The 25,832-nt window shown below is 57.9% G+C and carries 23 protein-coding genes and 1 riboswitch; of the genes, 10 read left to right on the forward strand and 13 right to left on the reverse strand.

Features of this window, described 5'->3' with window-relative positions:
- Positions 1–168: 168 nt before the first annotated feature.
- On the forward strand, positions 169–1,137 hold the full coding sequence (locus CUN67_RS00250) for a VirK/YbjX family protein (RefSeq protein WP_208713516.1): 969 nt from the start codon (positions 169–171) through the stop codon (positions 1,135–1,137).
- 7 nt (positions 1,138–1,144) lie between these two features.
- Here CUN67_RS00250 and CUN67_RS00255 read toward each other — a convergent pair whose 3' ends face one another.
- The 12 genes from CUN67_RS00255 to CUN67_RS00310 form a co-directional block, all read right to left on the reverse strand.
- Positions 1,145–1,507, reverse strand: coding sequence for a YibL family ribosome-associated protein (locus CUN67_RS00255; RefSeq protein ID WP_208713517.1), 363 nt, complete (start codon positions 1,505–1,507; stop codon positions 1,145–1,147).
- 128 nt (positions 1,508–1,635) lie between these two features.
- Positions 1,636–2,181, reverse strand: coding sequence for an MltR family transcriptional regulator (gene mtlR, locus CUN67_RS00260; protein WP_208713518.1), 546 nt, complete (start codon positions 2,179–2,181; stop codon positions 1,636–1,638).
- Between the two features lie 32 nt (positions 2,182–2,213).
- The gene (gene mtlD / locus CUN67_RS00265) at positions 2,214–3,362 is read right to left on the reverse strand and encodes a mannitol-1-phosphate 5-dehydrogenase (protein WP_208713519.1); all 1,149 of its coding nucleotides are present in this window, start codon (positions 3,360–3,362) and stop codon (positions 2,214–2,216) included.
- A 92-nt stretch (positions 3,363–3,454) separates the two neighbouring features.
- Positions 3,455–5,389: a PTS mannitol transporter subunit IICBA gene (locus CUN67_RS00270; RefSeq protein WP_208713520.1), complete on the reverse strand. Its 1,935-nt coding sequence runs from the start codon at positions 5,387–5,389 to the stop codon at positions 3,455–3,457.
- Between the two features lie 443 nt (positions 5,390–5,832).
- The gene (locus tag CUN67_RS00275; protein WP_208713521.1) at positions 5,833–6,549 is read right to left on the reverse strand and encodes a DUF3053 domain-containing protein; all 717 of its coding nucleotides are present in this window, start codon (positions 6,547–6,549) and stop codon (positions 5,833–5,835) included.
- Between the two features lie 857 nt (positions 6,550–7,406).
- On the reverse strand, positions 7,407–9,005 hold the full coding sequence (locus CUN67_RS00280) for a gamma-glutamyltransferase family protein (protein WP_208713522.1): 1,599 nt from the start codon (positions 9,003–9,005) through the stop codon (positions 7,407–7,409).
- A gap of 9 nt (positions 9,006–9,014) precedes the next feature.
- The gene (locus CUN67_RS00285) at positions 9,015–9,896 is read right to left on the reverse strand and encodes an ABC transporter permease (protein WP_208713523.1); all 882 of its coding nucleotides are present in this window, start codon (positions 9,894–9,896) and stop codon (positions 9,015–9,017) included.
- Between the two features lie 2 nt (positions 9,897–9,898).
- Positions 9,899–10,840: an ABC transporter permease gene (locus CUN67_RS00290; RefSeq protein WP_208717040.1), complete on the reverse strand. Its 942-nt coding sequence runs from the start codon at positions 10,838–10,840 to the stop codon at positions 9,899–9,901.
- Between the two features lie 17 nt (positions 10,841–10,857).
- Positions 10,858–12,330: an ABC transporter substrate-binding protein gene (locus CUN67_RS00295; RefSeq protein ID WP_208717041.1), complete on the reverse strand. Its 1,473-nt coding sequence runs from the start codon at positions 12,328–12,330 to the stop codon at positions 10,858–10,860.
- A gap of 53 nt (positions 12,331–12,383) precedes the next feature.
- Positions 12,384–13,445 (reverse strand): ABC transporter ATP-binding protein, encoded by a 1,062-nt coding sequence (locus CUN67_RS00300; protein ID WP_208713524.1) that lies wholly within the window; start codon positions 13,443–13,445, stop codon positions 12,384–12,386.
- Positions 13,442–14,437: an ABC transporter ATP-binding protein gene (locus tag CUN67_RS00305; protein WP_208713525.1), complete on the reverse strand. Its 996-nt coding sequence runs from the start codon at positions 14,435–14,437 to the stop codon at positions 13,442–13,444. The genes CUN67_RS00300 and CUN67_RS00305 overlap by 4 nt, the downstream gene beginning before the upstream one ends.
- A complete protein-coding gene (locus tag CUN67_RS00310) occupies positions 14,434–15,156 on the reverse strand; it encodes a FadR/GntR family transcriptional regulator (protein ID WP_208713526.1) in 723 nt (240 codons plus the stop codon). The genes CUN67_RS00305 and CUN67_RS00310 overlap by 4 nt, the downstream gene beginning before the upstream one ends.
- A gap of 487 nt (positions 15,157–15,643) precedes the next feature.
- Positions 15,644–15,738, forward strand: a riboswitch (guanidine-I (ykkC/yxkD leader).
- A gap of 62 nt (positions 15,739–15,800) precedes the next feature.
- Here CUN67_RS00310 and CUN67_RS00315 point away from each other — a divergent pair.
- The 7 genes from CUN67_RS00315 to CUN67_RS00345 all read left to right on the forward strand — a co-directional run bounded on the left by CUN67_RS00315 (position 15,801) and on the right by CUN67_RS00345 (position 24,042).
- Positions 15,801–16,859, forward strand: coding sequence for a putative urea ABC transporter substrate-binding protein (locus CUN67_RS00315; RefSeq protein WP_208713527.1), 1,059 nt, complete (start codon positions 15,801–15,803; stop codon positions 16,857–16,859).
- 15 nt (positions 16,860–16,874) lie between these two features.
- Positions 16,875–17,687: an ABC transporter permease gene (locus tag CUN67_RS00320; RefSeq protein ID WP_084871657.1), complete on the forward strand. Its 813-nt coding sequence runs from the start codon at positions 16,875–16,877 to the stop codon at positions 17,685–17,687.
- Between the two features lie 10 nt (positions 17,688–17,697).
- Positions 17,698–18,459, forward strand: coding sequence for an ABC transporter ATP-binding protein (locus CUN67_RS00325; protein WP_208713528.1), 762 nt, complete (start codon positions 17,698–17,700; stop codon positions 18,457–18,459).
- Between the two features lie 11 nt (positions 18,460–18,470).
- A complete protein-coding gene (locus CUN67_RS00330; RefSeq protein WP_208713529.1) occupies positions 18,471–19,181 on the forward strand; it encodes an urea amidolyase associated protein UAAP1 in 711 nt (236 codons plus the stop codon).
- Positions 19,181–19,816 (forward strand): urea amidolyase associated protein UAAP2, encoded by a 636-nt coding sequence (locus CUN67_RS00335; RefSeq protein WP_208713530.1) that lies wholly within the window; start codon positions 19,181–19,183, stop codon positions 19,814–19,816. The genes CUN67_RS00330 and CUN67_RS00335 overlap by 1 nt, the downstream gene beginning before the upstream one ends.
- A 79-nt stretch (positions 19,817–19,895) precedes the next feature.
- The gene (uca, locus tag CUN67_RS00340; protein WP_208713531.1) at positions 19,896–23,495 is read left to right on the forward strand and encodes an urea carboxylase; all 3,600 of its coding nucleotides are present in this window, start codon (positions 19,896–19,898) and stop codon (positions 23,493–23,495) included.
- A 250-nt stretch (positions 23,496–23,745) separates the two neighbouring features.
- Positions 23,746–24,042 carry an HTH-type transcriptional regulator gene (locus CUN67_RS00345; protein ID WP_084871662.1) on the forward strand — a complete coding sequence of 99 codons (297 nt, stop codon included), beginning with the start codon at positions 23,746–23,748 and terminating at the stop codon, positions 24,040–24,042.
- Between the two features lie 43 nt (positions 24,043–24,085).
- Here the strand turns inward: CUN67_RS00345 and CUN67_RS00350 are convergent, their stop codons facing one another.
- Positions 24,086–24,679: an HD domain-containing protein gene (locus CUN67_RS00350; protein ID WP_208713532.1), complete on the reverse strand. Its 594-nt coding sequence runs from the start codon at positions 24,677–24,679 to the stop codon at positions 24,086–24,088.
- Positions 24,680–24,740: 61 nt separating this feature from the next.
- On the opposite strand from CUN67_RS00350, the gene CUN67_RS00355 reads away from it, so the two are divergent.
- Together CUN67_RS00355 and CUN67_RS00360 are read left to right on the forward strand one after the other, a co-directional pair.
- Positions 24,741–25,205, forward strand: coding sequence for a MarR family winged helix-turn-helix transcriptional regulator (locus tag CUN67_RS00355; RefSeq protein ID WP_208713533.1), 465 nt, complete (start codon positions 24,741–24,743; stop codon positions 25,203–25,205).
- 121 nt (positions 25,206–25,326) lie between these two features.
- Complete coding sequence (locus tag CUN67_RS00360; protein WP_084871665.1) at positions 25,327–25,755, forward strand: organic hydroperoxide resistance protein; 429 nt, start codon at positions 25,327–25,329, stop codon at positions 25,753–25,755.
- Positions 25,756–25,832: the final 77 nt, after the last annotated feature.

Genomic DNA, 25,832 nt, shown 5'->3' on the forward strand with positions numbered 1-25,832 from the left:
ACAACCGGTGGCTCCATGCCGCCGGTTTTTTTTAACAGAATCTAAACCGACCCTCAACGAAAGCGATATTCCCGCCAGTGATTGCAACGCATCGAAACTTATTAACCCGCCGTTGATAATTTGGGGCATATAGTTGCGCCAATTAGTCCTGCGAAGCAAAAAATAATCATGTCTACGATAATTAATACTGAGACGAATAATGATTCGTCAGCCTCTCTTTTTCTGCAGTTAATAAGCGGAAAGTTTGTGCCGAATAAATTATGGCGCAGTAAAAATTTCCGTTTTAAATTTGCCTTAAGATCTCTTGTTTATCCTGTTACTACCCACCGTTATCTGCATGAACTGGCGGCATTGCCACAGTTGCCGCAAATGTTAACGGTGCAGGGGTTGCTACCGGCTAAACTCCATCGTCCTTATCTGCGCGCGGGTTTTAGCGTGGCGCAGCGCGCGCAGGCCATTCTTGACCACTATCATCTGATGGCTGGCCTGGAAAACGCCACCCTGCGTCAGATGCTGCAAAGTCCCGGTGATAACTTGCTGGCAGGCTTTAAAGGTAAGAATGGCGAATCTTTCACGATTCACTGCTGCCCGGGACGTTTCGATCGTGAAGGCGAAATTACGCTGGAATTACATTATGAAGGCATGTTAATTGCTTCGCTGTCTTTCTCTATTTTTAATGAGAATCAACAACGCAGTTTATTAATTGGCGGTTTGCAGGGACCACGCAAACATATTTCTAATGATGTGATTCGTGATGCCACCAAGGCGGCGCACGGTTTATTCCCTAAACGTCTGCTGATGGAAGCGGTATTTATTCTGGCCGAACAATGTGGCGTGCAGGTCATCAGCGCGGTAGGAGATACCACCCACGTCTTCCGCAGCCTGCGCTATCGTCACAGCAAAGGGGATCACTTCTTTGCCAGCTACAGTGAATTCTGGCAGTCATTAGGTGGTGAAGCGCGGGCGGATGGGATATTTACGCTGCCGCTGCATATGCCGCGTAAGGCGCTGGAAGAGATTGCCAGCAAGAAACGTGCGGAGTATCGCCGTCGCTATGAACTGCTGGATAACCTGACACAACAGGCATTGCTGGCAGCCGGGGTGGAAGTGGTACGCGACGTGACTCACGCCGCGTAACCGCGTATCAGAACGGCTGCTTCGCGTAGCCGGTCATCACTTTCAGTCCCATCTCGCGTCCGAGCGCGGTCATTGGGTGTACCACCACCAGGCCGCGCACGCTTTTCTTCAGCGCACCCAGATTGGCCTGCTCTTTTTTGGTGATCTCACGGCTGAACGCCAGTTTTTGCAGCTGTTGCGCTTCTTTGCTCAGCTTCTCGTCACGCACACCGCGCAGGCGTTCAATCTCCACCACCAGCGCTTCTTTTTCTTTCAGCAGCGCACCAAGTTTTTCGGCATCACCGGCTTCCAGCAGCTGTGGTTCTTTGCGGTTCAGGGCATCCAGCTGATCGCTCAGGCGTTTGATCTCAGCTTTTTCTAGTTCTTTCATCGGGAAAACTCGTTAAGGAAAACAGGGAAAGGATACATCAATTCGCCAGCATTGTGCAGCGTTCGCCCGGTGCGCATTAATGCGCACCCTACAACTGTAGGGTCGCCATTGATGGCGACCTGGCTGGCTCAAACTGCGGGCTTTTTAAATGCCTGCTTATGGGAAATGCGGGAAATCAGCTCGGTGAGTGATAACACCATGGTGGAGCGCACCATCTGCAAATAACGCTGCTGCTGCATGGCGCGCAGTTCTTCGTCATCGCGCGTGAAGTCTGGTTGTGGCGGCCAGGCGGCGACGCAGTGCAGTTCGCGAAAAGGGCCGAGAATTTCGTCGTCGGTAAAGCGATACTCGCTGGTGTCGTGGTTTAACTCTTCGCGCAGTGCCAGCAGCAATTCACAATCTTCATATTCATGCCGATTGATCACGCCGAGGCCGTAAATCAGTTTCAGGCGTACTGACATCTCGCCGAGCGGACCATTGCCGAGCAGCAACGGTTCGACGGCGTATTTCACGGCGTAATCATCCTTGCGGAAAACCTGCAGAACCAGCAGGTTAACCGCTTCGGCCAACAGCTCAGCGGCGGCGATCAGAAAGCTTCTCACCGAACGACCGGCGTTCAGGCGCTCAAGCACCCGGTTTTCAAAAGCTTGCTTCTCTTCCATTATTGCCTGCATCGTTCAAATACCGCCGTGTTACGTGGCGCGCATTATGCCATAGCGTTATAAGCACTCACCACTGAGGTGACGACTTCACTGTTGGCATCCAGCCCGGAAATTTGTGCCAGTGTTGCCTGCGGGCCTTTTTCCGCCAGCAGCGCTTCCAGCTCCTGTGCCTGCGGGTCCTGTGCGCTGCGATAATGCATCGCGGCGGCAATGCCCTGCACCAGGTTGGCATGCGGCAGCTGATATTCCAGCGTGCCCAGCGTTGGTTTGATCAGACGATCGCCCGCGCTGAGTTTACGCAGCGGCTGACGGCCTACGCGCTCAACGTCATCTTTCAGGTACGGGTTTTCAAAACGGCTGAGGATTTTCTGGATGTAGGCGGCGTGTTTATCCGCATCAAAACCATAACGTTTGATCAGAACTGCACCGCTTTCTTCCATCGCCCCCTGCACCACGGCACGGATTTTCTGGTCAAGAATGGCATCGCGGATGGTGGCGTGACCGGCCAGCTGGCCGAGGTAGGCGGTAATGGCGTGGCCGGTGTTCAGAGTGAACAGCTTGCGCTCAACAAACGCCATCAGATTATCGGTCAGTTCCATCCCCGGGATAGTCGGCAGATCGCCTTTGAACTGGGTTTTATCGACGATCCACTCGCTGAAGGTTTCAACGGTCACTTCCAGCGGGTCATTGCTGCCAGCTTCTGATGGCGGGACGATGCGGTCTACCGCTGAATCCACAAAGCCAACATGCTGCTCAACCCAGGCGTGATACTGCTCCGGCAGTGCTTTCAGCACATGTTGTTTCAGCTGGCTGGTGCCGCGCACCATGTTTTCACAGGCAATGATATTCAGCGGACGGACATTACCGTTATCGTGGCGTTTGGCCAGTCCTTTAGCGACGCCACCGGCGATGCGCTCCAGAATTTGCGGACCCACCGCCGTGGTAACGATATCAACCTCAGCAATCAGCGTCACGATATCTTCGCTGGCGCTGCTAACTGCGCTTACCCCTTTGACAATCTCGACTTTCGCCTGCTCGCCAACCACATGAACCGGATACTCATGACGGGCGTTAAGGGCATCGAGCACCACCTGATTCACATCCGCAAACACCAGTTCGATACCGGCATCAGCCAGCAGCTTACCGATAAAACCACGGCCGATGTTACCTGCTCCAAAATGTAACGCTTTCATAATTTGACCCATATCAAATGACGATGGGGCGGGCATATCCGCCCCGGAACTTGGGGACGGGCATGCCCGCCCCAGGGAAAAAGACTGATATATCAGGCGGTGGTTTTGCTGCCAGACAGCAGGTCCAGCACATCCTGTACGCTGGTGGTATTCGCCAGCTTCTCAATCACGCTTTCGTCGTCCAGCGCGTTGGTCAGGCTGGTGATCACTTGGATGTGTTCATTATTGCGTGCCGCAATACCAATCACCAGGCGTGCCACGTCATCCGCTTCTTCGCCAAACTTCACGCCCGCCGGATACTGGCAGAATACCACGCCCGTTTTCAACACGCGGTCTTTGGCTTCCACCGTGCCGTGCGGTACCGCAATCGACTCACCGAGGTAGGTCGGGGTCAGTTTTTCACGCTCCAGCATGGCATCGATGTATTCCGGCTGCACGTAGCCGCCTTTCACCAGTTGCTCACCGGCAAAGCGAATTGCCTGCTCTTTGTTACTGGCGCTCAGGCCGAGGAACACGTTATTCGCACCCAGTTTAAACAGATGCGCGCTGCCGTCGTCATAGCTGTCGGCCAGGGTGGTCTGCACGGTTTCGCGATGCGCTTCGCTGCGATTCGCTGCCACCAGACGCTCGGTCAGGTTGGTGTACAACGCGCTGTCGAGGAAGTTGTTCAGCGAAATATGCTGTGCCTGCGGTGCCTGGCGCATAGCGCGTTCAGTCAGGTCGCGGTGGGTAATCACCAGATCCACATCACCCGGCAGGGCGTTGATGGCGCTGTTGGTCACCGAAATATTGCTCAGACCGGCATCCTGCACTTTCTTACGCAGCACGCCTGCACCCATGGCGCTGGAACCCATACCGGCGTCACAAGCCACAATGATTTTACGCACATGGTTCAGGTCAACGCTCATCGCGTCACCGGCAACCGGTGCACCTGCCACGCTCTGTCCTTTGGACTGCGCTTTCATGTCCTGCATACGTTTGGTTGCGGCTTCGATATCGTCTTCTTCTTTCACTTTGCTGGTTTTCAGCAGGATAGAAGAGACAACGAAGGAGACAGCAAACGCCGCGATGATGGCGGTGATGTTAGCGAAGTAAGTGCCTTTCGGCGTCATTGCCAGCACCGCCAGGATTGAACCCGGAGAAGCCGGAGAGACCAGGCCACCGTGCAGCACGGTCAGGGTGAACACGCCAGTCATACCACCGAGGATCACCGCCAGCAGCAGACGCGGTGCCATCAGCACGTATGGGAAGTAAATTTCGTGGATACCACCAAGGAAGTGGATGATTGCTGCACCACCGGCTGATTGTTTGGCGCTACCGCGACCAAAAATCATATACGCCACCAGCACGCCCATACCCGGGCCTGGGTTGGCTTCAATCAGGAAGAAGATGGATTTGCCGACTTCACTGGCCTGCTGGATACCCAGCGGAGAGAAGATACCGTGGTTAATGGCGTTGTTGAGGAACAGGATTTTCGCCGGTTCAACAAAGATCGAGGTCAGCGGCAGCAGGTTGTTCTGCACCATCAGGTTCACGCCAGCGGCGAGAATATGGGACAGGCCTTCAACCAACGGACCGATACCGATAAACGCCAGCAGCGCCAGCAGCATACCGATGATACCGGCAGAGAAGTTGTTAACCAGCATCTCGAAGCCGCTTTTGATCTTGCCATCAACGGCGCGGTCAAAATGTTTGATCGCCCAGCCGCCCAGCGGACCGGCAATCATCGAGCCGAGGAACATTGGCATATCGGCACCGACAATCACACCCATGGTGGTGATTGCGCCGACCACGCCGCCACGGTCACCACCCACCAGACGACCACCGGTGAAACCAATCAGCAGTGGCAGCAGATAGGTGATCATCGGGCCGACGAGTTTCGCCAGCGTCGCGTTGGGGATCCAACCCGTTGGAATGAACAGTGCTGTGATGATACCCCAGGCGATAAACGCACCGATGTTAGGCATCACCATATTACTCAGAAAGCGACCAAAGCTTTGAACTTTGACCTTCACTGATGAGGACATAAACCCACCCCTTATTGAGACGCGCCGCAATAAGAGAGCGCGTTTGTTTTTGTTAAGACGTTACGGCGGGGGCCGTGGCATTACTGTATGCAGGCGGACTCTAGCACTAGTTTATGACGCTGCGTAGGGCACGGAATAAGTGTGATTTAGATCACGCTTATTTGGGGTGTGCAGGGTGCTATTTGGTGATATTGATCACAAAAAGGCAGTGTAAGAAAAGTACGATGCCGAATATTTAACCAAGTCAGGCTGATAAATGTGACGATAATCACTTTTTTCCGGGGGTGGTTTGTTTCATAAATGTGATGATGATCACAAACAATTTATGGTCGAAAATGCGCCAGATCACACAATGACGGGGGGGAGGTCATGCAGAAAAGGGGGATGTAAGGAAGTGACAAAAGTCTGAAAAGCGGGTAATCCATGATTACCCGCCTGAAGTTTTACTGAAAACCGCTCTGTACGGCATTCTGTGCCTGGGTCAGCGCCTGCGCATTGCTGGAGAGGGTAGTCATCAGCGCGTTGTACTGTGTTGCCTGATCCTGGGTCGGGAACTGCACGCCACCATTATTAAAGGTGACACGGGTACCCTGCGATTGCAGGTAGTCACCGGTCTGGACTGCGGCCTGGCTCAGTGCCTGCAATTGCGGCAGCAGTGGCATCAGAGTGCTGGCGGGTTGCGTCACCACTTTGGTGAAGACGCTGTCATACACTTTTTTCAGGTCGTCCGGTTGTTTCAGTGCGGCGTGGCTGCTGTCCGCCTGCATTTTGGCGGCCTGAATCTGCTGGGTCAGTACGCTGAGATTGCCGCTGGCCTGGCGCAGTGTGTCACGGCGCGTCAGATAATCCTGGGGCACGCGAATGGCGGCCAGCTCATCAACGACCGGGCGCATACCCTGTTCAACCGCCTGATTGACCTGCTGAGAGAAGCCATAAAGGATGGCGTAATCGCTGGCATAGTTACCGAAGGTTTGTTTCTGGTTTTCGCTCAGGCTGGGCAGATGCTCGCCGCTGCGCATCGCGGTGTTCTGGAGAAAATCGGTAAAGGCTTTGCGTTGATCGCCTTCTTTATCGCCACAGGCGGTAAGTTGCAGCACGGCGAGCAACGTAATCATTAACATGCCGCTACGCATCCAGATGCGGGAAATTCCTGACGCCATATTTCAACTCCTGTCAGTGATCATGGCTTATCCCCGCCACGCTTCCGTTGCGGGGAATAGATTTAATTCGGTGGGAAAGGTCCTAAAGGATAGAACAATGGGTTGGGGTGTACAACGGGCGCGTTGTGGTGCGTTTAAAACGTCTTTATCTTTATGTTCGCCATGGCGTGGTTTTGTTTGTTTCGGAGTGATTTCGTTCGCCTCGGGCACCTGAAGTTTCAGTTCGCCCGTGCGGCGACCGAGCAAAGGGGGCCTGCCGCCCCCTTTGCATTCCCCGGCCTTGCGCCGCCTCCCTCGCCGCTTCGCGGCTTTATTGCGCGATAAATCGCGCCGCTACACGCCGCCTTTCGCTGCATCCATGCGGCTCATCCTGGAATCGCTCCCGCACTCAGCGAGTTCGGATGGCGCTCACACCCCCGCTGCACGCCTTTTGCTTTCCATTTATTTCTTCATTGCTTTTTGCGCGATAAATCGCGCCGCTACAAATAACTGCACGCTGTTGTAGCGGCGCGATTTATCGCGCAACTCAGATAGCACGGGCTTTCAGGCGGGGGTGTTGGCGGCATTCGCAGCGCCGAGCGCAGAGGGAAGGCCAGGACGAGCCGCATGGATGCGGCGAGAGCGCGGCATGAGCCATGGATGGCGAATCCGCGTGGTCCGTTCGGCCTGAGTGATAAGCGAGGGGACAGCGCGCAGCGCTGCGCGAGGACGCCGCAGGGCGCGGATTGCAAAGGTGCGCGCCATCGCACCTTTGCCCGTCCGCCTGCACACAGGTCCTGAAACTACCCAAAGCCTGGCGGGCGGAACCTTCTCAGGGCCAAACCGCTGCTTGCAGGCAACTCGCCGCCAACAGCGCATTAATACACCAACGCCTGCCCATCCTTCCGGCTCTCGGTCGCCGCAATATAAAACCCCTGCGGGTCACGCACCACAACCTGCGCACCACCGAAGTTATAACCCTGCAACGGATCTTCCACCGCAATCTTGTGGCCCATCGCGCGCAGTGCGGCAAGGACATTACGATCCATCCCCGCTTCGACAATCACTTCTCGCCCCTGCACCACACGCCAGCGCGGTGCATCAATCGCCGCCTGCGGGTTCTGTTTGTGCAGCATAATGCGCAGCGCCATCTGCAAATGTCCCTGGGCTTGCATCGGCCCCCCCATCACGCCGAATGACATCAGTGGCTGGCCGTCGCCATCCAGCGCAAACGCCGGGATGATGGTATGGAACGGACGTTTACCGCCAGCGACCACATTCGGATGCGCAGGATCGAGTGAGAAACCCGCGCCACGGTTTTGCAGGCTGATGCCGGTGTCAGGAACCACCACGCCGGAACCGAAGCCCATAAAGTTGGACTGAATAAATGACACCATCATGCCGCTGGCATCGGCGGTCGAAAGATACACAGTGCCGCTCTGCTGCGGGGCGCCGAAGGTAAAGTCTCCCGCGTTATCCGGGTCAATAAGCGCAGCGCGCTGTTTCAGGTAGCTGTCGCTCAGCAGCAAATCCGCCGGGAATTCCAGGTGGTCTTCATCGGTGACATAACGCTCCAGATCCACCAGCGCCAGCTTCATCGCTTCAATCGACAAGTGCAGCCACGGCACGCTGTCCGGCGTGTAACGGCCGATATCCCAATGCTCCAGAATGCCAAGGGCGATCAGGGTGGCGATGCCCTGGCCGTTGGGCGGCAGTTCCTGCACCGAACCACCGGCAAACGGCTGCGACAGCAGCTGCACCCAGTCGGCACGATGATGGTTAAGATCGTCCAGCGTCAGTGCGGCACCGTGCTCGGCGGCGAAGGCAGCCATCTGCTGCGCCAGTTCGCCGCGATAAAAAGCTTCGCCGTTGGTTTCAGCGATTTTCTGCAGGGTGGCGGCCTGCGCCGGATTGCGGAACAACTCACCGGCACGCGGCGGGCGGCCTTCCGGTGCAAAACAGGCGCTGAAGCCGGGCTGATCTTTCAGTTTGTTGTAGCCACGCTGCCATAGCTGCCCAATCAGCGGCGACACCGGAAAGCCGTCGCGGGCGTATTCAATCGCCGGTTGCGCCAGCGTGGTGAGCGGCAGGGTGCCAAAGCGTTCCGCCAGTGCCACCCAGGCCGACACTGCGCCCGGCACGGTGACGGCCTCCCAGCCGATTTCCGGCATGGTTTGCTGTCCGGCAAAACGTTCCGGGTTCCATGCCGCCGGGGCGCGGCCGGAAGCATTCAGGCCGTGCAATTCTTTACCGTCCCAGATAATGGCGAACGCATCGCTGCCGAGGCCGTTACCGGTCGGCTCCAGCACCGTCAGCGCCATAGCGCTGGCAATCGCCGCATCGACGGCGTTGCCGCCCAGCTGCAACATGCGGATACCGGCCTGCGCTGCCAGCGGCTGCGAGGTGGCGACGGCGTTGCGTCCCATCATCGGTACACGGTGTGAGGCGTAACTGACGTTGTAATCCAAATCACTCATAACCTTTCCTTAATGTGAGTCATTGCGCGGATCGAGCGCGTCGCGCAGTCCGTCGCCCAACAGGTTGAAGCCCTGCACGGTGAGAAAAATGGCCAGGCCGGGAAAAATCGACATCCACGGTGCCTGTTCCAGGTAACCTTTGGCGGTATTCAGCATCGCGCCCCACGAGGGCGAAGGGGGTTGCTGGCCGAGGCCGAGAAACGACAGGCTGGCTTCGGTGATAATCGCCGACGCAATCGCCAGCGTGGCCTGTACCAGAATCGGCGACAACACATTCGGCAGCACGTAACGCAGGATGATCCAGCGGTCCGGCAGACCGATGGCGCGAGCGCCATCGATATACTCTTCGTGACGAATGGCGATCACCTGGCCGCGCGTCAGACGGGCGAAAATCGGCATCGCTGACAGGCCAATCGCGATCATCGCATTCGACAGGCTCGGGCCGAGAAACGCCCCGAGCGCAATCGCCAGAATCAGAAACGGGCAGGCGAGCAGCGCCTCGATAAAGCGTGAAATAATACCGTCGCACCAGCCCTGCCAGTAACCGGCAATCAGCCCGAGCGGCACCCCAATCAGGATGGCGATCATCACCGAAATGCAGCCTGCCAGCAGCGAGGTGCGCGCGCCCCAAATCAGACGCGACAGAATATCGCGTCCCAGTTCGTCGGTGCCGAACCAGAACAGCGCCGACGGCGCTTTGCGTACCGCCAGAAAGTTGGCTTTGATGGGATCTGAGGGGGCCAGCCACGGGGCCAGCAGCGCTACCGCGACAAACAGCACCACAATCACCGCGCCAATCAGCGCGCTTTTATTACGCAAAAACTTCTTCAGCACCCGGCGACTCGGCTTTGCTACGGCAGGCACGGCGCCTGCGGTTAAGACCTCGCTCATGGTTAGCCTCGCATTTTCGGGTTGATTAACAGATAGAGCACGTCGGCCAGCAGGTTGAGCAGCAGAAACCCAATGGCAACCACCAGCACCACGCCTTGCACCACGGCGTAATCACGGTTAAACACCGCATCGACAATCATCTTGCCGAAGCCGGGCAGGGTAAAAACCTGCTCGGTCAGCACTGCGCCGCCCAGCAGTTCACCAAACAACAGGGTGGTCAGGGTGACGATCGGCATCAGCGCATTGCGGAAGGCGTGTTTCAGCACCACTTTCGGGGCCAGCAGGCCTTTAGCGCGCGCGGTACGGATGTAGTCCGCTTTCAGCACCGCGATCATCGAGGCGCGGGTATGGCGCATCAGGGTGGCGGCGAGGCCCGTACCCAGCACCAGCGCCGGTAGCAGCAGGGTTTTCAGGTTCTGCGCCATATCTTCGCTGACCGGCACAAAACCTGACGCCGGTAGCCATTGCAGATGCACCGAAAACAGCAGGATCAGCAGAATCCCCAGCCAGAAATGGGGCACCGAGATGCCCGATAGCGCGACAAAGTTGGTGGTGTGATCGACCCAGCTGTCTTTACGCACCGCCGCGATAATCCCCATGCTGATGCCTGCCAGCAGCGCAATCAGCATCGCCAGCAGCGACAGCTCCAGCGTGACCGGCAATTTGCTGGCAATCAACGCCGTCACTGGCTCTTTGGTACGCAGTGACACGCCGAGATCGCCCTTTAGCGCGCTGCCAATCCACGCGAAATATTGCGTGGGGATCGGGTCGTCGAGATGGTACTCGGCACGCAACTGAGCGATGACCGCCGGATCGCGCTCCTCACCGGCCATTGCCAGCACCGGGTCGCCTGGCAGCAGCTTTTGCAGCGCAAACACCATCATGCTCACCAGCAACAGGGTGGGAATGGCCAGCAGCAGCCGTTTAACAATCAATTCCAGCATCATCGCTCCTTAGCGGTTTACTGCGCCATGCTTACGCCAGCCAGGCGTACCAGCCCGTCCGGCCAGGCTTTAAAGCCCTGCAATTTTTTCGTCATGCCAAAGATGCGTGGCTCAAAGTAGAGGTAAGCAATCGGCATATCGGTTTGCAGCTGGTTCACCACCTTGTTGTACAACGCCTGACGTTGTGCCTGATCGTTGGTCAGACGCGCAGCGTTCAGCCACTCATCCACCTGCGGATTGCTGTAGCGGCCATCGTTCAGGGTGCCTTTGCTGTTAATAAATGAATAAATGCTGCCATCCGGGTCGGGACGACCGGACCAGCCAGACAGACTGAGCTGGTAATCGCCGCGCTGCTGGCGATCCAGCAGGGTGGCAAACTCGCTCATTTGCAGATTGAGGTTGAAACCGGCCTCGCTCACCATCGCCTGAATCACCTGACCCACCTGCTGCGCGGTAGGGTTGTTGGTGACCAGCAGCGTCACGTTGAGTGGCGTGGTGACGCCTGCCGCCTTCAGCAACGCTTTGGCTTTCTCCACATCGCGCGCCGGGGTCGGGATATTGACGTGATACGGGCTGACCGGAGAAAACGCCTGATTAGCCGGGGTATACAGGCCTTCAAACGCCACCTGATTCAGCGCATCGCGGTCAATCGCCAGCGAGAAGGCTTCACGCACGCGGGGATCTTTCAGCGGGCTATTGGCATCGACTTTGCCGTTGTTGATATTGAAGGTGATGCCCTGATAACCGAGGCCAGTGACTTTCGCCAGCGCCAGTTTGCTGTCGCCTTCAACGGTTTTCACGTCGCTGGCGGCCACGCCTTCGGTGAGATCGAGGTCACCGGCGCGCAGGTTGGCGAGGCGTACCGAGGCATCCGGGATCGGCAGGAAAATCACTTTGTCGAAGTGGTAGGCGCCTTTGTTCCAGTAATGATCAAAACGCTTCAGTACGATGCGGTCCTGCTGCACGCGGCTTTCGAACTGATACGGGCCGGAGCACACCGGGTGGGTGGCGAAATCAGGCTTCTTCGCCGCCTCAGGGGCCAGCATCGCGCCAGCGCGGTCGGTCAGCTGGCTGAGTAACGCCGCATCCGGGGTTTTCAGGTGGAATTTGACCTGCATCGGCCCGCTGACTTCCACGCTCTCAATCGAGGAGATTTCGCTTTTCCGCAGTGAACCCGGCAGCGTCAACGCGCGCTCGATATTGAATTTCACCGCGTTGGCATCGAATTTTTCGCCGTCGTGGAAGGTGACGCCACTGCGCAGATTCATGGTCAGTGTTTTGCCGCCATCACTCCATGCCCAGTCGGTGGCGAGGCCTGGCACCACTTTCAGGTTCTCATCAACATCAACCAGCCGGTCGCACAGGGCCGCAAAGACAAAGCGGCCATAGTAGGTGCGCGCCAGATGAGGGTCGAGCATGTCCGGGTCGGCACCCAGTCCGATACGAATCACGCTTTCGGCGTGGCTATGCGCGCTGGCACCCAGCAACATCAAACCACTTAGGGCAGTTAATAACGCTTTCTTCACGGCTAATCTCCAGAGGGTTAAGCTTGCTGATTGACCGCCTGCTCAAACAGCGCGCGGCGACGTAAAAAGGCGGCAGACGGCGGCGCAATGACAATTGCGCTACGGTCGCGGTTAATCTCCTGCCAGCGGTGACAGGCAATTTGTCGTCCACCGCTCAGCACCTGGTTGATGGGTTCAAACTGGCGACACTCAGCGGTCGCCCACGGGCAGCGGGTATGAAAACGGCAGCCGGTGGGAGGATTGGCCGGATTGGGCAGGTCGCCCTGCAACATCGGAATGGTGCGGCTGGCCCCCGGCTGCATTTGGGGCGCGGAGGCAATCAGCGCCTGGGTATAGGGATGCAGCGGCGCATCGAAAATTTCGTCCACCGTCGCCAGTTCGACAATCTGCCCGAGGTACATCACCGCCACGCGGTCGCTCATATGGCGAATCACCGCCAGGCCATGCGCCACGATAATCATCGTCAGGCCAAACTGCTGCTTCAGGCTTTCCAGCAGGTTCACCACCTGCGCCTGTACCGAAACATCCAGCGCGGACACCGGCTCATCCCCGAGCAGCAGCTTCGGTTGTGAGGCGAGGGCGCGGGCAATGCCGATACGCTGACGCTGGCCGCCGGAAAACTCGTGCGGATAGCGTTCTGCCCAGGCGGCGGGCAGGCCGACGGTGTGCAGCAGCTCCGCCACCCGCGCATGGCGTGCTTCACGGTTCAGTTTGTCGTGCAGCCACAGCGGCTCGCCGACAATCTGTTGCACCGTCATACGGGGGTTGAGGGAGGCGAAGGGGTCCTGAAAGATAATCTGCAATTCACGGCGCAGCTGGTTGAGGCGCGTGCCGCTGGCGTGGGTGATGCTTTCCCCCTGGTACATCACGTCTCCGGCACTGGCCGCCAGCAAACGCAGCAACAGACGGCCCAGCGTCGATTTACCGGAACCGGACTCGCCGACAATCGCCAGGGTTTCTCCCGGCATCACCTGCAGTGACACGCGATCCACCGCCGTGACGCCACGGTTGCGTTTAAACAGGCGATTGGGACCATTGAAGGTTTTGCTTAAATCGCGACATTCTAAAATCGGTTTCATGCGATCTCTCCCAGCGTAACGTGCTGTTCCAGCGGGGCACGAAAACAGGCCACCTGATGTTCCGGCGTCAGCGCGCGTAGCGCCGGGCGGTGCTGATGACAGCGCGTTTCTGCAAACGGGCAGCGGGTGGCAAAGCGACAACCGGCGGGCATGCTCTCCGGCAGCGGCACCGATCCGGGAATGGTCGCCAGTGCGCCGCTGCGTGCGCTCAGGCTGGGAATCGACCCCATCAGCCCAATGGTGTAGGGATGCTGCGGATCGTTGAAAATCTCTGCCACGGTTCCGCTCTCCACCACCTGGCCGGCGTACATCACCGCCACGCGCTGCGCGACTTCTGCGACCACGCCAAGATCGTGCGTGATCATCAGTACCGCGGTGCCGGTTTCCTGCTTCAGCGTATTCAGCAGATCGAGGATCTGTGCCTGAATGGTGACGTCGAGCGCGGTGGTGGGTTCATCGGCGATCAACAGTTTGGGCTGGTTAATCAGCGCCATGGCGATCATCACGCGCTGGCGCATCCCGCCGGAAAGCTGATGCGGGTAAGCCTTCAGACGCATTTCCGCTGCCGGAATCTGCACTTTTTGCAGAATGGCCAGTGCCGTGTCCATAGCGGCGCGGCGGTTGACCTTACGATGGCGCATCACCGCCTCGCTCAGCTGATCGCCGAGAGTGAAGGCCGGATTGAGCGAGGTCATTGGCTCCTGAAAAATCATTGCCAGCTGATTGCCGCGCAGGCTGGCATAGTCACCGGCGCTCAGCGTGCGCAAATCGCGGCCATCAAACTGCATCTCGCCCTGCAAAATCTGCGCACTGCCCGGTTGCAGGCCCATCAGCGTCAGCGAGGTGATGCTTTTGCCGCAGCCGGATTCGCCGACCAGCGCCAGGGTTTCCCCGGTGTGCAGCGTCAGGGAGATGTCGTCGATCACCGTGACCGGCGAACCGCGAAACTGCACGCGCAAATTGCTGACCGACAAAACAGGTTGGGCCGTCATGGCGTCTCCTCGTGGCTGGCATACAGGGTTTCCATCAGCGCCTGTTGCAGCGCCAGCAGATGCTCACGCATCGCCGCTGCCGCCTCATGGGGCTGGCGATTGGCGATATGGTCCAGCAGGCGCTGGTGATGGTTGTCGTAGGTATCGAGGCGTGCCGGGGTGCGAGCCTGTTCGCGCAGATGCTGCCAGCCGGGGTCGCGGCGCACCGCATCGACGGCTTCAAACAGGCCGAGCATCAGGCGATTCCCGGCGGCTTCCGCGATGGCGCGGTGAAAGGCGCTGTCCCACAGCTCGTGCTGGTCGCCATCTTCTGGCGCGACAATGCCCTGCATGCGTTCAATCAGGCGTTTCATCAGGGCGATTTGTTCTTTGCTGGCGCGCAGTGCGGCGAGACGTGCCAGCCCAGGCTCCAGTTGCAGACGCGCTTCCATCACCTCCAGCAGGTTCGACTGCTGCGGCAAATCGTGCAGCACCAGCGGCTGTACCGGGGCGGCCGGGCCGACAAAGGTACCTTTGCCTTGTTTACGCCAGATGCGGCCCTCTTCTTCCAGCACATCCAGCGCGCGGCGGATTTCACGACGGCCCACGCCAAAGCGTTCGGCCAGCTCGCGCTCGGTCGGCAACGCGCGATCGGGCGTGTGTTCCTGCTGCTGAATCAGCTGGCGTAATTGCTCCAGCGCCGAGCTGGAGTTGATGGCAGATTTTGGCGTGTCACTCATGATTGGTTCGCCTGTTTATTCATCAATTGGAATCACGTAAAGCCTAATGTCTGTCAGATAAGCGATGGCTTGCACGAACTTGTAGCGGCGCGATTTATCGCGCTGTTTGTTAAAAGGCGCGCGATAAATCGCGCCGCTACAACCTGTGCGTGAGTTATGCGAAGGCTGTTCTCAGCTTAGGCAAGAAGCGAACCAATATTTAATTGGTTCAGAAGGAGCAAGAAGGATTCAGGAATAACCCTATGATCGTTAAGTAAAACTTTTTTTCGTGCCAGGTAAAAACTGAGAAGTTCATCAACCTGGGCCTGAGCGGCCTGCGTCATGTTGGTGCGCGGCTGCTGCACCGCTGTGCAGAATCGTGCAGACTGGGGCGGTGTTTTTTATAAAATTCTTTGTTTTTCAATTAAATAAAACATTGGCACTTTTCTTGCCTGACTTTAGCCAGATGCAGGAGCGATAGCGGGTAACCGATGTCGCCAGACAATTTGCAATGGGTCACTAGGGTTCCGATCGCGAGATGCTGGTCCGAGAGTGACCGACCGTCCTCTGACGGTTACACGGCGGGATAAAAGCCCGGGAGGAAAGCGAGATCGTTACTCGCCGCCTCCTGCTTTTATTCGTCCGCTAACGTCAGAGGAACCACCATGATCAAAGCCTGTCTCCGTGTGCTGTTGCTTTGTACCATCGCGCTGTTCAGCGTTAACACGCTGGCCGCCGCCAAACCCTCCTTCAAGATTTGCTGGTCCATTTATGCAGGCTGGATGCCGTGGGATTACGCCCAGCAGAATGGCATCGTCAAAAAATGGGCCGATAAATACGGCATCGACATCCAGTTTGTGCAGGTCAACGACTATATCGAGTCGGTCAACCAATACACCGCAGGCGGCTTTGATGGCTGCACCATGACCAACATGGATGCGCTGACCATTCCGGCCACCGGCGGTGTCGACAGCACCGCGCTGATCGTCGGCGACTATTCCAACGGCAACGACGGCATCCTGCTGAAAGGCGCGGATAGTGTGGCGGCGCTGAAAGGCAAACCGATCAATCTGGTGCAACTGTCGGTATCCCATTACCTGCTGGCGCGGGCGCTGGAGAAATCCGGCATGAGCGAAAAAGATGTCAAAGTGGTCAACACCGCCGATGCCGATCTGGTGGCGGCTTTTGGCACGCCAGACGTCAACTCAATTGTTACCTGGAACCCACTGCTGGCAGAGGCGAAGAAAGTGCCGAACAGCCATCTGATCTTCTCCTCGGCGCAGATTCCGGGCGAAATCCTCGACCTGCTGGTGGTCAACACCAACACCCTGAAGAAGTACCCGCAGCTGGGCAAAGCGCTGACCGGGGCCTGGTATGAAACCCTGAAAACCATGTCTGGCCCAGGTGCGACCGCAGTTGCGGCACGCACGCAAATGGCGCAGGCATCCGGCACCGACCTCGCCGGTTTCGACCAGCAGCTGGCCGCCACCCATCTGTTCGGTGATGGCAAAACCACTCTCGATTTCGTCGATAGCCCGCAGCTGAAAGCCACAATGCAGCTGGTGGCGGAGTTCTCCTTCAAACATGGCTTGCTGGGCGAGGCTGCGCCGAGTGCCGATGTGGTGGGGGTGGAAACACCGGCGGGTAACTGGGGTAACGCGGGCAACATCAAACTGCGCTTTATCGATACCTACACCAAACTGGCGGCCGCAGGCCAGCTGTAAGCGGGAGCAAAGCCGATGCGTAAACTGATTAACTATCAACCGCTGCCGATGGGCCGCCTGTTGCTCGGTGTGCTGCCGCTGCTGGCGTTGCTGCTGGTGTATCTGTTCGCGTCGGATGCGCGTCTGAGCCTCAACGCGGCGGATAAGTTGCTGCCGGGGTTCAACGCCATGGGTGACGCCATCAACCGGATGGCGTTTCAGCCCAGCCCGCGTACCGGGGAGTATCTGCTGTGGACCGACACCGCCGCCAGCCTGATGCGTCTGCTGAGCGGCGTGTTAATCAGCGCCATGCTGGCGCTGGCGATTGGTCTGTTCACCGGTGCGTTGCCGGTGGTGCGTGCGGTGCTGGCTCCGCTGGTGACGCTGTTCGCCCTGGTGCCGCCGCTGGCGATTCTGCCGATTCTGTTTATCTGCTTTGGCCTCGGTGAAGTGTCGAAAGTGGTGCTGATTGTCATCGGCATCACCCCGTTGATTGCCCGTGATTTACAACTCCAGGTGGAGAAAATCCCGCGTGAGCAGCTGGTGAAGGCGCAGACGCTGGGCGGCAATAGCGCACAGATTTTGTGGCGGGTGATCCTGCCACAGCTGATGCCGCGTCTGTTCGATGCGGTGCGCCTGTCACTCAGCTCAGCGTGGCTGTTCCTGATCGCTGCGGAAGCCATCGTTGCCACCGAAGGACTGGGTTACCGCATCTTCCTGATGCGTCGTTATCTGGCGATGGATGTGATTTTGCCTTACGTCGCCTGGATTACCCTGCTGGCCTTTGCCCTCGACCTGCTGCTGCGGCTGATTAGCCGTCGCTGCTGGCCGTGGTATTACGCCAAATAAGGAGTACCGCATGCCCTTACTGCAACTGAAAAACCTTGAGAAGCACTATGGTCAGCAGGTGGTGCTGGAGCGTCTGAACATCAGCGTGGAAGAGGGAGAATTTGTGGCGATTGTCGGCGCGTCCGGCTGCGGCAAAACCACCTTTCTCAATATGCTGCTCGGCACCGAAGCCCCGACCAAAGGCGCACTGCTGCTGGATGGTGAACCGATCCCCGATGAACCCGATGCCCACCGTGGTGTGGTGTTTCAGCGCTACTCGGTGTTCCCGCATCTGACGGTGCTGGGCAACGTGATGCTGGCGGAAGAGTTCAGCACCGCACGTTGGCTGGGACGCGTCTGGGGACGCAAACGTCAGGCCATCCGCCAGCGCGCGCAGGCGATGCTGGCGCAGGTGGGCCTCGAACATGCGCAAAGCAAGTATCCGCATCAGCTGTCCGGCGGGATGCAACAGCGACTGGCACTGGCGCAGGCGCTGATGAAGCGACCGCGCATTCTGCTGCTGGATGAACCCTTTGGCGCGCTCGATCCCGGTATCCGCAGCGAGATGCATCAGCTGATTACCCAGTTGTGGCAGCAGCATGGTCTGACCATCTTCATGATCACCCACGATCTGAAAGAAGGCTTCAGCCTCGCCTCGCGTCTGCTGGTCTTCGACAAGCTGCGCCACGATCCCCACGCGCCGGAAGCCTGGGGTGCAACCATTACCTACGACCTGCCACTCGATCGGCAGCGGCCTGCCGATGCGCCGCTGACGGAATCGCAGGTCGCCTGAAGGAGAGAATCATGACTACCTCATACCAGACAACGTTACCGGCTGGTTCGCACTGGTCGTTTGTTATGCGCAGCGGCACTGCGCTGACCCTCACCGATGTGGCGGGCGGCGCGAATGTCGGCATGCTGTTTTACAACCCGGAAAACCTGCTGGAGCGTTACAACGCGCCGGACACCCTCAAGTGCCAGCACACCTTTCGCCTTACCGCCGGGCACTGCCTCTACTCGGACATGGGGCGCATCTTCTGCGGCATTGAAGCGGACAGCTTCGGCTGGCACGAGAGCGTGTGCGGCACGCTGAACGCGCCGCAAACTGCCGCACTTTTTGGTGCCAGCGATTATCAGCAGGCACGTAATCAGCGCCATCAAAATGGCTACGACAGCTTCCTGGTGGAGCTGGCGAAATATGGTCTCGGCAAGCGTGATATGGCCGCCTGCATCAACTTTTTCGCCCAGGTACGCGCCGACGACAACGGCACGCTGCAACGGGAACAGCAGGGTGCTGCCGGGGCGCAGGTCCGGCTGCGTTTCGCCATGGATACTCTGGTGGTGTTGCATACCTGCCCGCATCCGCTCACCCCGGCAGGTGATTATCCGTACCCGCCACTGGGATTGCAGATCGATGCGCAGCGCGCGCCGCTGCCGGAGATTTGCCTGCAACGCGCCGAAAACCAGCGCGGCCTGCGTAATAACGCCCTTTATCAATTGCAGGGAGAGTTGTGATGATCAAAGAAAGTTTACTGAATCCTGCCGAGGCGCATTTTCAGCAGCAGATTGGTGCCGGTGATTACTGGCTGTATCGCATCGAAAAAGGCGCGACGCTGCGTATCACCGATCTGGAAGGCAATCAGGCGGCGGATACGTTGTTCTTCAACGCCGATGATACGGCTGAGCGCTACAGCATGAGCGACACGCTGCGCGGCCAGCAAAATGTGTTTCTGACGGCGGGCAGCGTGCTGCGTTCCAATGACGATCGTCCGATGCTGACCCTCGTTGCTGACACCTGTGGCCGCCACGATACCCTCGGCGGGGCCTGTGCTACGGAGAGCAACACCGTGCGTTATGACCTGGAGAAACGGCATATGCACGCCTGTCGTGACAGCTGGATGCTGGCCGTGGTGGAACACCCCGAATATGGCCTGACGCGCCGCGATATCACCCATAACATCAACTTTTTTATGAACGTACCGGTGACGCACGAAGGCGGGCTGACCTTTGCCGATGGTATTTCAGCGCCGGGTAAATATGTCGAGATGGTGGCGGAGATGAACATCCTGGTGCTGATCTCCAACTGCCCGCAGCTCAACAACCCCTGTAACGGTTACAACCCGACGCCGATTTTAGTCAACGTGTGGTGATCTCCTGACGCAACGGGACGACCCGTTATTTGCCGTCAAGGCCAGCGCAGGACGACCTGCCGGAAAGAGAGTAGAAGTCATGATTGAGCGTGTATTGATTGCCAACCGTGGCGCAATTGCGGTGCGTATTATCCGCACCTTGCAGGCGATGAATATCAGGGCGATTGCGGTGTATGCCGAAGCCGATCGCCACGCGCGCCATGTGCGACTGGCGGATGAAGCCTGGTCGCTGGGCGAGGGCCAGGTGCGCGATACTTATCTGAACCAGGACAAGCTGCTGGCAATTGCCGCGCAGAGCGGCGCACAGGCGCTGCACCCGGGTTACGGTTTCCTCAGTGAAAACCCCGAATTTGTAAACCGTTGCGAGGCGGCGGGCCTGCATTTTCTCGGGCCGAATGCGCAGCAGATGGCGGCGTTTGGTCTGAAGCACCGCGCCCGCGCGCTGGCGCAGGAAAATCATGTCCCGCTGCTGCCCGGCAGCGGGCTGCTGACGTCGCTGGAACAGGCGCAGGCTGCCGCGCTCGACATCGGCTATCCGGTGATGCTGAAAAGCACCGCAGGCGGTGGCGGCATTGGCATGCAGCGTTGCGATGATGCGCAGCAACTGGCCGATGCCTTTACGCGCGTAAAACGCCTGGCAGGCAATAATTTCGCCGACGATGGCGTCTTTTTAGAGAAATTTATCGCCAGAGCGCGCCATATCGAAGTACAGATCTTTGGTGATGGAGTGGGTGAGGTGATTGCGCTCGGCGAGCGTGATTGCTCGGCACAGCGCCGTAATCAGAAAGTGATGGAAGAAACCCCAGCCCCCGGCCTGAGTGACGCAGTACGCGCGGAATTGCAGGCGACAGCGGTACGGCTGGGACGTGCGGTGCAGTACCGCAGCGCCGGTACGGTGGAATATGTTTATGACGAAGGCAGCCAGCAGTTCTGGTTCCTCGAAGTCAACACCCGTTTGCAGGTGGAACACGGCGTGACCGAAATGGTGTACGGCGTGGATCTGGTGCGCTGGATGGTGGAGCTGGCGCAGCAGACGCTGCCGTCGCTCGCCAGTTTGCCACGGGTGGCAACCGGCCATGCGATTCAGGTGCGTTTGTATGCGGAAGATCCGGCGAAGCAGTTCCAGCCGAGCGCCGGTCTGCTCAGTCATGTCGCCTTTCCGGCGGAACTGGCAGCGGCCACCCTGCGGGTCGACAGCAGCGTTGAAAGTGGCATGGAGGTCTCCCCGTTTTACGATCCGATGCTGGCGAAAGTGATTGTGCATGGGGCGGATCGCGCCCTGGCGCTGGCCGGGCTGACGCAGGCGCTGGATGCCACGGAATTGTACGGCATCGAAACCAATCTGCTGTGGCTGCGCCATTTACTGACCCAGGCAGAAGTGCAGCAGGGACGTATTATCACCGCCACCCTCGGGGGCGTACAGTGGCAACCGCCGACGCTGGATATTATCAGCGGCGGCACCCTGACCACGGTGCAGGATGCACCGGGCCGCACCGGTTACTGGCATGTCGGCGTACCCCCCTCCGGGCCGTTCGACAGCCGCGCCTTCCAGCTCGGCAACCGTCTGCTGGGGAATGATCCCCAGGCTGCGGGTCTGGAAATTACCTTGCGTGGCCCGACGTTACGTTTTAATCAGGCCTGTAGCTTCGTGCTGACCGGCGCGCCGCTGGTGGCCCAGCTTGATCTGCAACCGCTTGAGATGAACCAGATTGTCAGCGCTCAGGCCGGGCAAACTCTGACGCTGGGGGAAGTACAGGACGGCAGCCGCAGCTACCTGCTGCTGGCGGGTGGGCTGGATACGCCGCGTTATCTCGGCAGCCGCAGTACCTTTACGCTGGGCAAATTTGGTGGCCATGCCGGACGGGCGCTGCGCGCCGGGGATGTGCTGCACCTCGCTGCCCCTGCGCAATTGCCGGAGGCCGCGTTGCCAGCGGCGTTGCTGCCGCAACTCAACGGCAGCTGGCAGTTGCGGGTGATTTATGGACCGCACGGTGCACCCACTTTCTTTACCGATAACGATATCAGCGAGTTCTTCGCCGCCGAATGGCAGGTGCACTACAACTCCAGCCGCACTGGCATCCGCCTGATTGGCCCAAAACCCACCTGGGCGCGGAGCGATGGCGGCGAGGCGGGGATGCATCCCTCCAATATCCATGACAACGCCTATGCGTTTGGCACCGTCGATTTTACCGGCGATATGCCGGTAATCCTCGGACCGGATGGGCCGTCGCTCGGTGGTTTTGTTTGTCCGGCCACGGTTGCCGAGGCCGATCTGTGGAAGCTCGGCCAGCTGAAAGCGGGCGATCGGGTGCAGTTTGTGCCGATCGATCTGACCACGGCCGATCAACTGGCGCAGGCGCAGCGTGAGGAGATTGCCACGCTGCAGGCGCAACCACTGAGCGTAAGCGCAGCGCTGCCCCTGATTGATCCGGTGTTGCACCAACATGCAGCAGCGGCAGGGCTGCCATCGCTGTGCGTGCGCGCCGCCGGTGACCGTTTTCTGTTGGTGGAATATGGCGATCTTCTGTTAGATATCGCGCTGCGTTTCCGCGTCCATGCACTGATGCAATGGCTGGAGGCGCATCCGCTGCCGGGTCGGCTGGAACTGACGCCCGGCATCCGCTCATTGCAGATTCATTATGACGCGCAGGCCTGTACAAGAAGTGAGCTTCTGGCGCAGATTTTGCACGCTGATAAGTTACTGGGAACCTTAGCGGATGCGGCTGTCCCTTCGCGTACATTGTGGCTGCCGCTCAGCTGGGATGATGAAGCCTGCCGTGTGGCGATTCAACGCTATAGCCAGTCTGTCCGACCCAATGCACCCTGGTGTCCGAGCAATATTGAATTTATCCGTCGTATCAACGGGCTGGATAGTGTTGAGGCGGTGAAAGACATTCTGTTCAGCGCCGCCTATCTGGTGATGGGACTGGGCGATGTCTATCTCGGTGCACCGGTTGCCACGCCGCTCGATCCACGTCATCGCTTAGTGACGACCAAATACAATCCGGCGCGTACCTGGACGGCGGAGAACTCGGTGGGGATCGGTGGCGCTTATCTGTGCGTGTACGGCATGGAAGGGCCGGGCGGTTATCAGTTTGTCGGACGTACCCTGCAGATGTGGAACCGTGACCGTCAGACGTCAGTGTTCACCCAACCCTGGCTGCTGCGTTTTTTCGACCAGATCCGTTTCTATCCGGTGAGCGCCGACGAGCTGCTACAAATTCGTGAACGTTTTCCGTGGGGGGATCATCCGCTGCGGATCGAGGAGGGAGAATTCCGCCTCGCCGATTATCAGGCGTTACTGACGCAGCAGGCCGACGAGATTTCTCACTTCCAGCAGCAGCGTCAGCAGGCGTTTGACAGCGAACTGGCACGCTGGCGTGCCGAGGGGCAGTTTACCTTTGATAGCCAGCTGCCGGAGCAGAGCAGTGAGGAAACCAGCATCCCCGCCGACTGTTGTGGTGTGGAGAGCCAGGTGGCAGGTAGCGTCTGGCAGTGGCTGGTGGCACCAGGCAGTGACATTGAAGCGGGAGCCACCGTTGGCATTCTCGAATCAATGAAGATGGAAATCCCGATCGTCGCGCCAGTCAGCGGAAAAATCCATAGCCTGCAACGACAGGTCGGGCAGCAAGTGCAGGCAGGACAGCTACTTATGGTGATTAAACCTGTTAAGCTATAATTAAGATTAAAAAATAATCAGGAATATGGCAGCAAAGCCGGGGTTCTGACCCATACTTAGAAACCCGGTCAATTGTTGCATTGCCCTGGCATCTTTTGCAGTGTGCACCCAGGCTGTGTCCCGTAACGGTTTCATAAAAATTCGTCTTAAACCGTTGCGGGATGCAGCCTGAACTGGCCGGTTTCAGCGTCTGCGGACGCTTTACCTCTCTACTTTCACGTGATTCATAGTGAGTTTTAAGGAGTTCTCTATGGAAATAAAAGATCCAATGGTCGAGTTACTTAGTAGTCTTGAACAGATTGTTTTGACACGTGATGCACAGCCTTCTGTATCTGAAATCGCCCTTCACAAGGCGTCAGTTCCCGAGCCGCAGCGTTTACGAGAGATGACCGGCATGCAGGTGGATGAATTCGCCCGCGTGATGGGGGTGAGCGTCTCGTCAGTGAAAAGCTGGGAGGCGCAACGCACGCGCCCTTCCGCTACGGCACGTAAATTGATGAAGCTGTTGCAGGCCAATCCGTATCTGGGTCGACAATTACTTGAGTAACACCGACTATTCGGTTCTGACCCGCCATCACGGCGGGTTTTTTTTAACTTAAACCCCCGTATTTGGCCGCCTGTTTGACAAACCAACTCTCCGGTACGCTGTGTGGTGGCTGCGCCAGCTGGGCAATCCCCTGGCGAATCATGTTATCCGCCTGCTGCCACAAACGCTTATCGCCTTCATTTAACAACTGAATCTGCACCTGCTTCTCCACCAGGTAAACGCGGGCGAAATGAGGATCAAATTGCACGATGGAGCGGGTGTTATCGATGATGTCAGCCAGTTTGATGGTTTGCGCCTCGGGTGAGGCCTGCGCGGTATGGCGGAAGTGCGCCAGCTTACGGGCGGTGCGGTTTTTCGCCTGTGGCTGGGCGCTGTCAGTCAACATATCCACCAGTTCAGCCACGCGCGGGCCGAAGTGGCTTTCAATATCCTGTAATGTGCTGGGTGTATCTTCTACCGTGTCATGCAACCAGGCAGCAGCCAGCATCGCCTCGTCATCAGTGACGCTGCGCACCAGCTCCGCGACCGCTGCCGGATGGACGATATAAGGCTCGTCAGTATATTTACGACGCTGTCCGGCGGCAGCATGGGCCCGGGTGGCATAGCGGCGCGCCTGATCTTCCAGTGAATCCCGCATATTGTGTTCTCCGGGAAAAAGTAGCTTGCAATTGTCTAGCGCGCTATCTATATTAGTTGGCATGAACAGTAACCAAGATGACAAAAAAGTGTCGCAGACGCCACTCCAGCTCGATCAGCATCTCTGTTTCGCCCTGTATTCGGCGAATCTGGCGATGCATAAAGTGTACCGGCAACTGCTGGCGCAGCTGGAAATCACCTACCCGCAATATCTGGTGATGCTGGTGCTGTGGACTCAGGACGATCTGACGGTGTCCGAGATTGGCGAGCAGCTTTTCCTCGATTCCGCCACCCTGACGCCATTGCTGAAACGGCTGGAAAGCGCCGGGCTGCTGCGTCGTGCCCGTTCGCGTCAGGATGAACGCCAGGTGGTGGTCACGTTGACGGATGCGGGTCGCGCCTTACGCCAGAAAGCGGAATCCATCCCGGAAGCGATCAAATGTGCCTCAGCCTGTGATGATGACCAGCTGCTGGCGCTGAAAAATCAGCTGGACGATTTGCGCGATAATCTAAATCGCGCTAAGTAAAAATAGTCGGGGCGAAGCAATTCCCCGACAGTTTCGTAGCGGCGCGATTTATCGCGCATCTTTTGAACTGGTGCTGTTATATAAATAGCACGCGATCATATAGCGAATTAGTGAGGTTATCATGTCTTTAGAGAAAGTTGTTTATACCGCAAAAGCCAAAGCCACCGGTGGCCGTGATGGTCGTGCGACCTCTTCTGATGGTGTGCTGGATGTGAAACTGGGTGTGCCAAAAGAGATGGGCGGCGCGGGCGGTGAGGTGACCAACCCGGAGCAGCTGTTCGCAGCCGGTTATTCCGCTTGTTTCCTCGGCGCGATGAAATTTGTCGCAGCGCGCGACAAATTCGCCATTGCTAAAGATGCGTTTATTGAAGGTGAAGTGGGTATCGGTCCGATCCCGAATGGTTTCGGCATTCAGGTGACACTGAATATTAATCTGCCGGGTATGGACGCTGCGGAAGCACAGAAACTGGTGGATGCTGCGCATATCGTTTGTCCATATTCTAATGCTACACGCGGCAATATTGACGTTACACTGAATATCATTAATTAATGACTCTTTTTAGTTATTCGTGTCATAAAAAAAGACTCCTTGCGGGGTCTTTTTTATTTGGGGTGATTTCATTTCCT

It is taken from the genome of Pantoea cypripedii (assembly GCF_011395035.1).
GTDB lineage: Bacteria > Pseudomonadota > Gammaproteobacteria > Enterobacterales > Enterobacteriaceae > Pantoea > Pantoea cypripedii_A.

What these genes read in the sequence shown, in the direction of transcription:
- CUN67_RS00320 (WP_084871657.1), top strand. Translation starts at nt 16,875, where the DNA reads ATGCGTAAACTGATTAACTATCAACCGCTGCCGATGGGCCGCCTGTTG.
- CUN67_RS00275 (WP_208713521.1), bottom strand. Translation starts at nt 6,549, where the DNA reads ATGGCGTCAGGAATTTCCCGCATCTGGATGCGTAGCGGCATGTTAATG.
- CUN67_RS00290 (WP_208717040.1), bottom strand. Translation starts at nt 10,840, where the DNA reads ATGCTGGAATTGATTGTTAAACGGCTGCTGCTGGCCATTCCCACCCTG.
- CUN67_RS00335 (WP_208713530.1), top strand. Translation starts at nt 19,181, where the DNA reads ATGATCAAAGAAAGTTTACTGAATCCTGCCGAGGCGCATTTTCAGCAG.
- CUN67_RS00305 (WP_208713525.1), bottom strand. Translation starts at nt 14,437, where the DNA reads ATGACGGCCCAACCTGTTTTGTCGGTCAGCAATTTGCGCGTGCAGTTT.
- CUN67_RS00280 (WP_208713522.1), bottom strand. Translation starts at nt 9,005, where the DNA reads ATGAGTGATTTGGATTACAACGTCAGTTACGCCTCACACCGTGTACCG.
- CUN67_RS00330 (WP_208713529.1), top strand. Translation starts at nt 18,471, where the DNA reads ATGACTACCTCATACCAGACAACGTTACCGGCTGGTTCGCACTGGTCG.
- CUN67_RS00270 (WP_208713520.1), bottom strand. Translation starts at nt 5,389, where the DNA reads ATGTCCTCATCAGTGAAGGTCAAAGTTCAAAGCTTTGGTCGCTTTCTG.
- CUN67_RS00325 (WP_208713528.1), top strand. Translation starts at nt 17,698, where the DNA reads ATGCCCTTACTGCAACTGAAAAACCTTGAGAAGCACTATGGTCAGCAG.
- CUN67_RS00360 (WP_084871665.1), top strand. Translation starts at nt 25,327, where the DNA reads ATGTCTTTAGAGAAAGTTGTTTATACCGCAAAAGCCAAAGCCACCGGT.
- CUN67_RS00315 (WP_208713527.1), top strand. Translation starts at nt 15,801, where the DNA reads ATGATCAAAGCCTGTCTCCGTGTGCTGTTGCTTTGTACCATCGCGCTG.
- mtlR (WP_208713518.1), bottom strand. Translation starts at nt 2,181, where the DNA reads ATGCAGGCAATAATGGAAGAGAAGCAAGCTTTTGAAAACCGGGTGCTT.
- CUN67_RS00355 (WP_208713533.1), top strand. Translation starts at nt 24,741, where the DNA reads ATGAACAGTAACCAAGATGACAAAAAAGTGTCGCAGACGCCACTCCAG.
- CUN67_RS00300 (WP_208713524.1), bottom strand. Translation starts at nt 13,445, where the DNA reads ATGAAACCGATTTTAGAATGTCGCGATTTAAGCAAAACCTTCAATGGT.
- mtlD (WP_208713519.1), bottom strand. Translation starts at nt 3,362, where the DNA reads ATGAAAGCGTTACATTTTGGAGCAGGTAACATCGGCCGTGGTTTTATC.
- CUN67_RS00310 (WP_208713526.1), bottom strand. Translation starts at nt 15,156, where the DNA reads ATGAGTGACACGCCAAAATCTGCCATCAACTCCAGCTCGGCGCTGGAG.
- CUN67_RS00255 (WP_208713517.1), bottom strand. Translation starts at nt 1,507, where the DNA reads ATGAAAGAACTAGAAAAAGCTGAGATCAAACGCCTGAGCGATCAGCTG.
- CUN67_RS00285 (WP_208713523.1), bottom strand. Translation starts at nt 9,896, where the DNA reads ATGAGCGAGGTCTTAACCGCAGGCGCCGTGCCTGCCGTAGCAAAGCCG.
- CUN67_RS00295 (WP_208717041.1), bottom strand. Translation starts at nt 12,330, where the DNA reads ATGTTGCTGGGTGCCAGCGCGCATAGCCACGCCGAAAGCGTGATTCGT.
- uca (WP_208713531.1), top strand. Translation starts at nt 19,896, where the DNA reads ATGATTGAGCGTGTATTGATTGCCAACCGTGGCGCAATTGCGGTGCGT.
- CUN67_RS00345 (WP_084871662.1), top strand. Translation starts at nt 23,746, where the DNA reads ATGGAAATAAAAGATCCAATGGTCGAGTTACTTAGTAGTCTTGAACAG.
- CUN67_RS00350 (WP_208713532.1), bottom strand. Translation starts at nt 24,679, where the DNA reads ATGCGGGATTCACTGGAAGATCAGGCGCGCCGCTATGCCACCCGGGCC.
- CUN67_RS00250 (WP_208713516.1), top strand. Translation starts at nt 169, where the DNA reads ATGTCTACGATAATTAATACTGAGACGAATAATGATTCGTCAGCCTCT.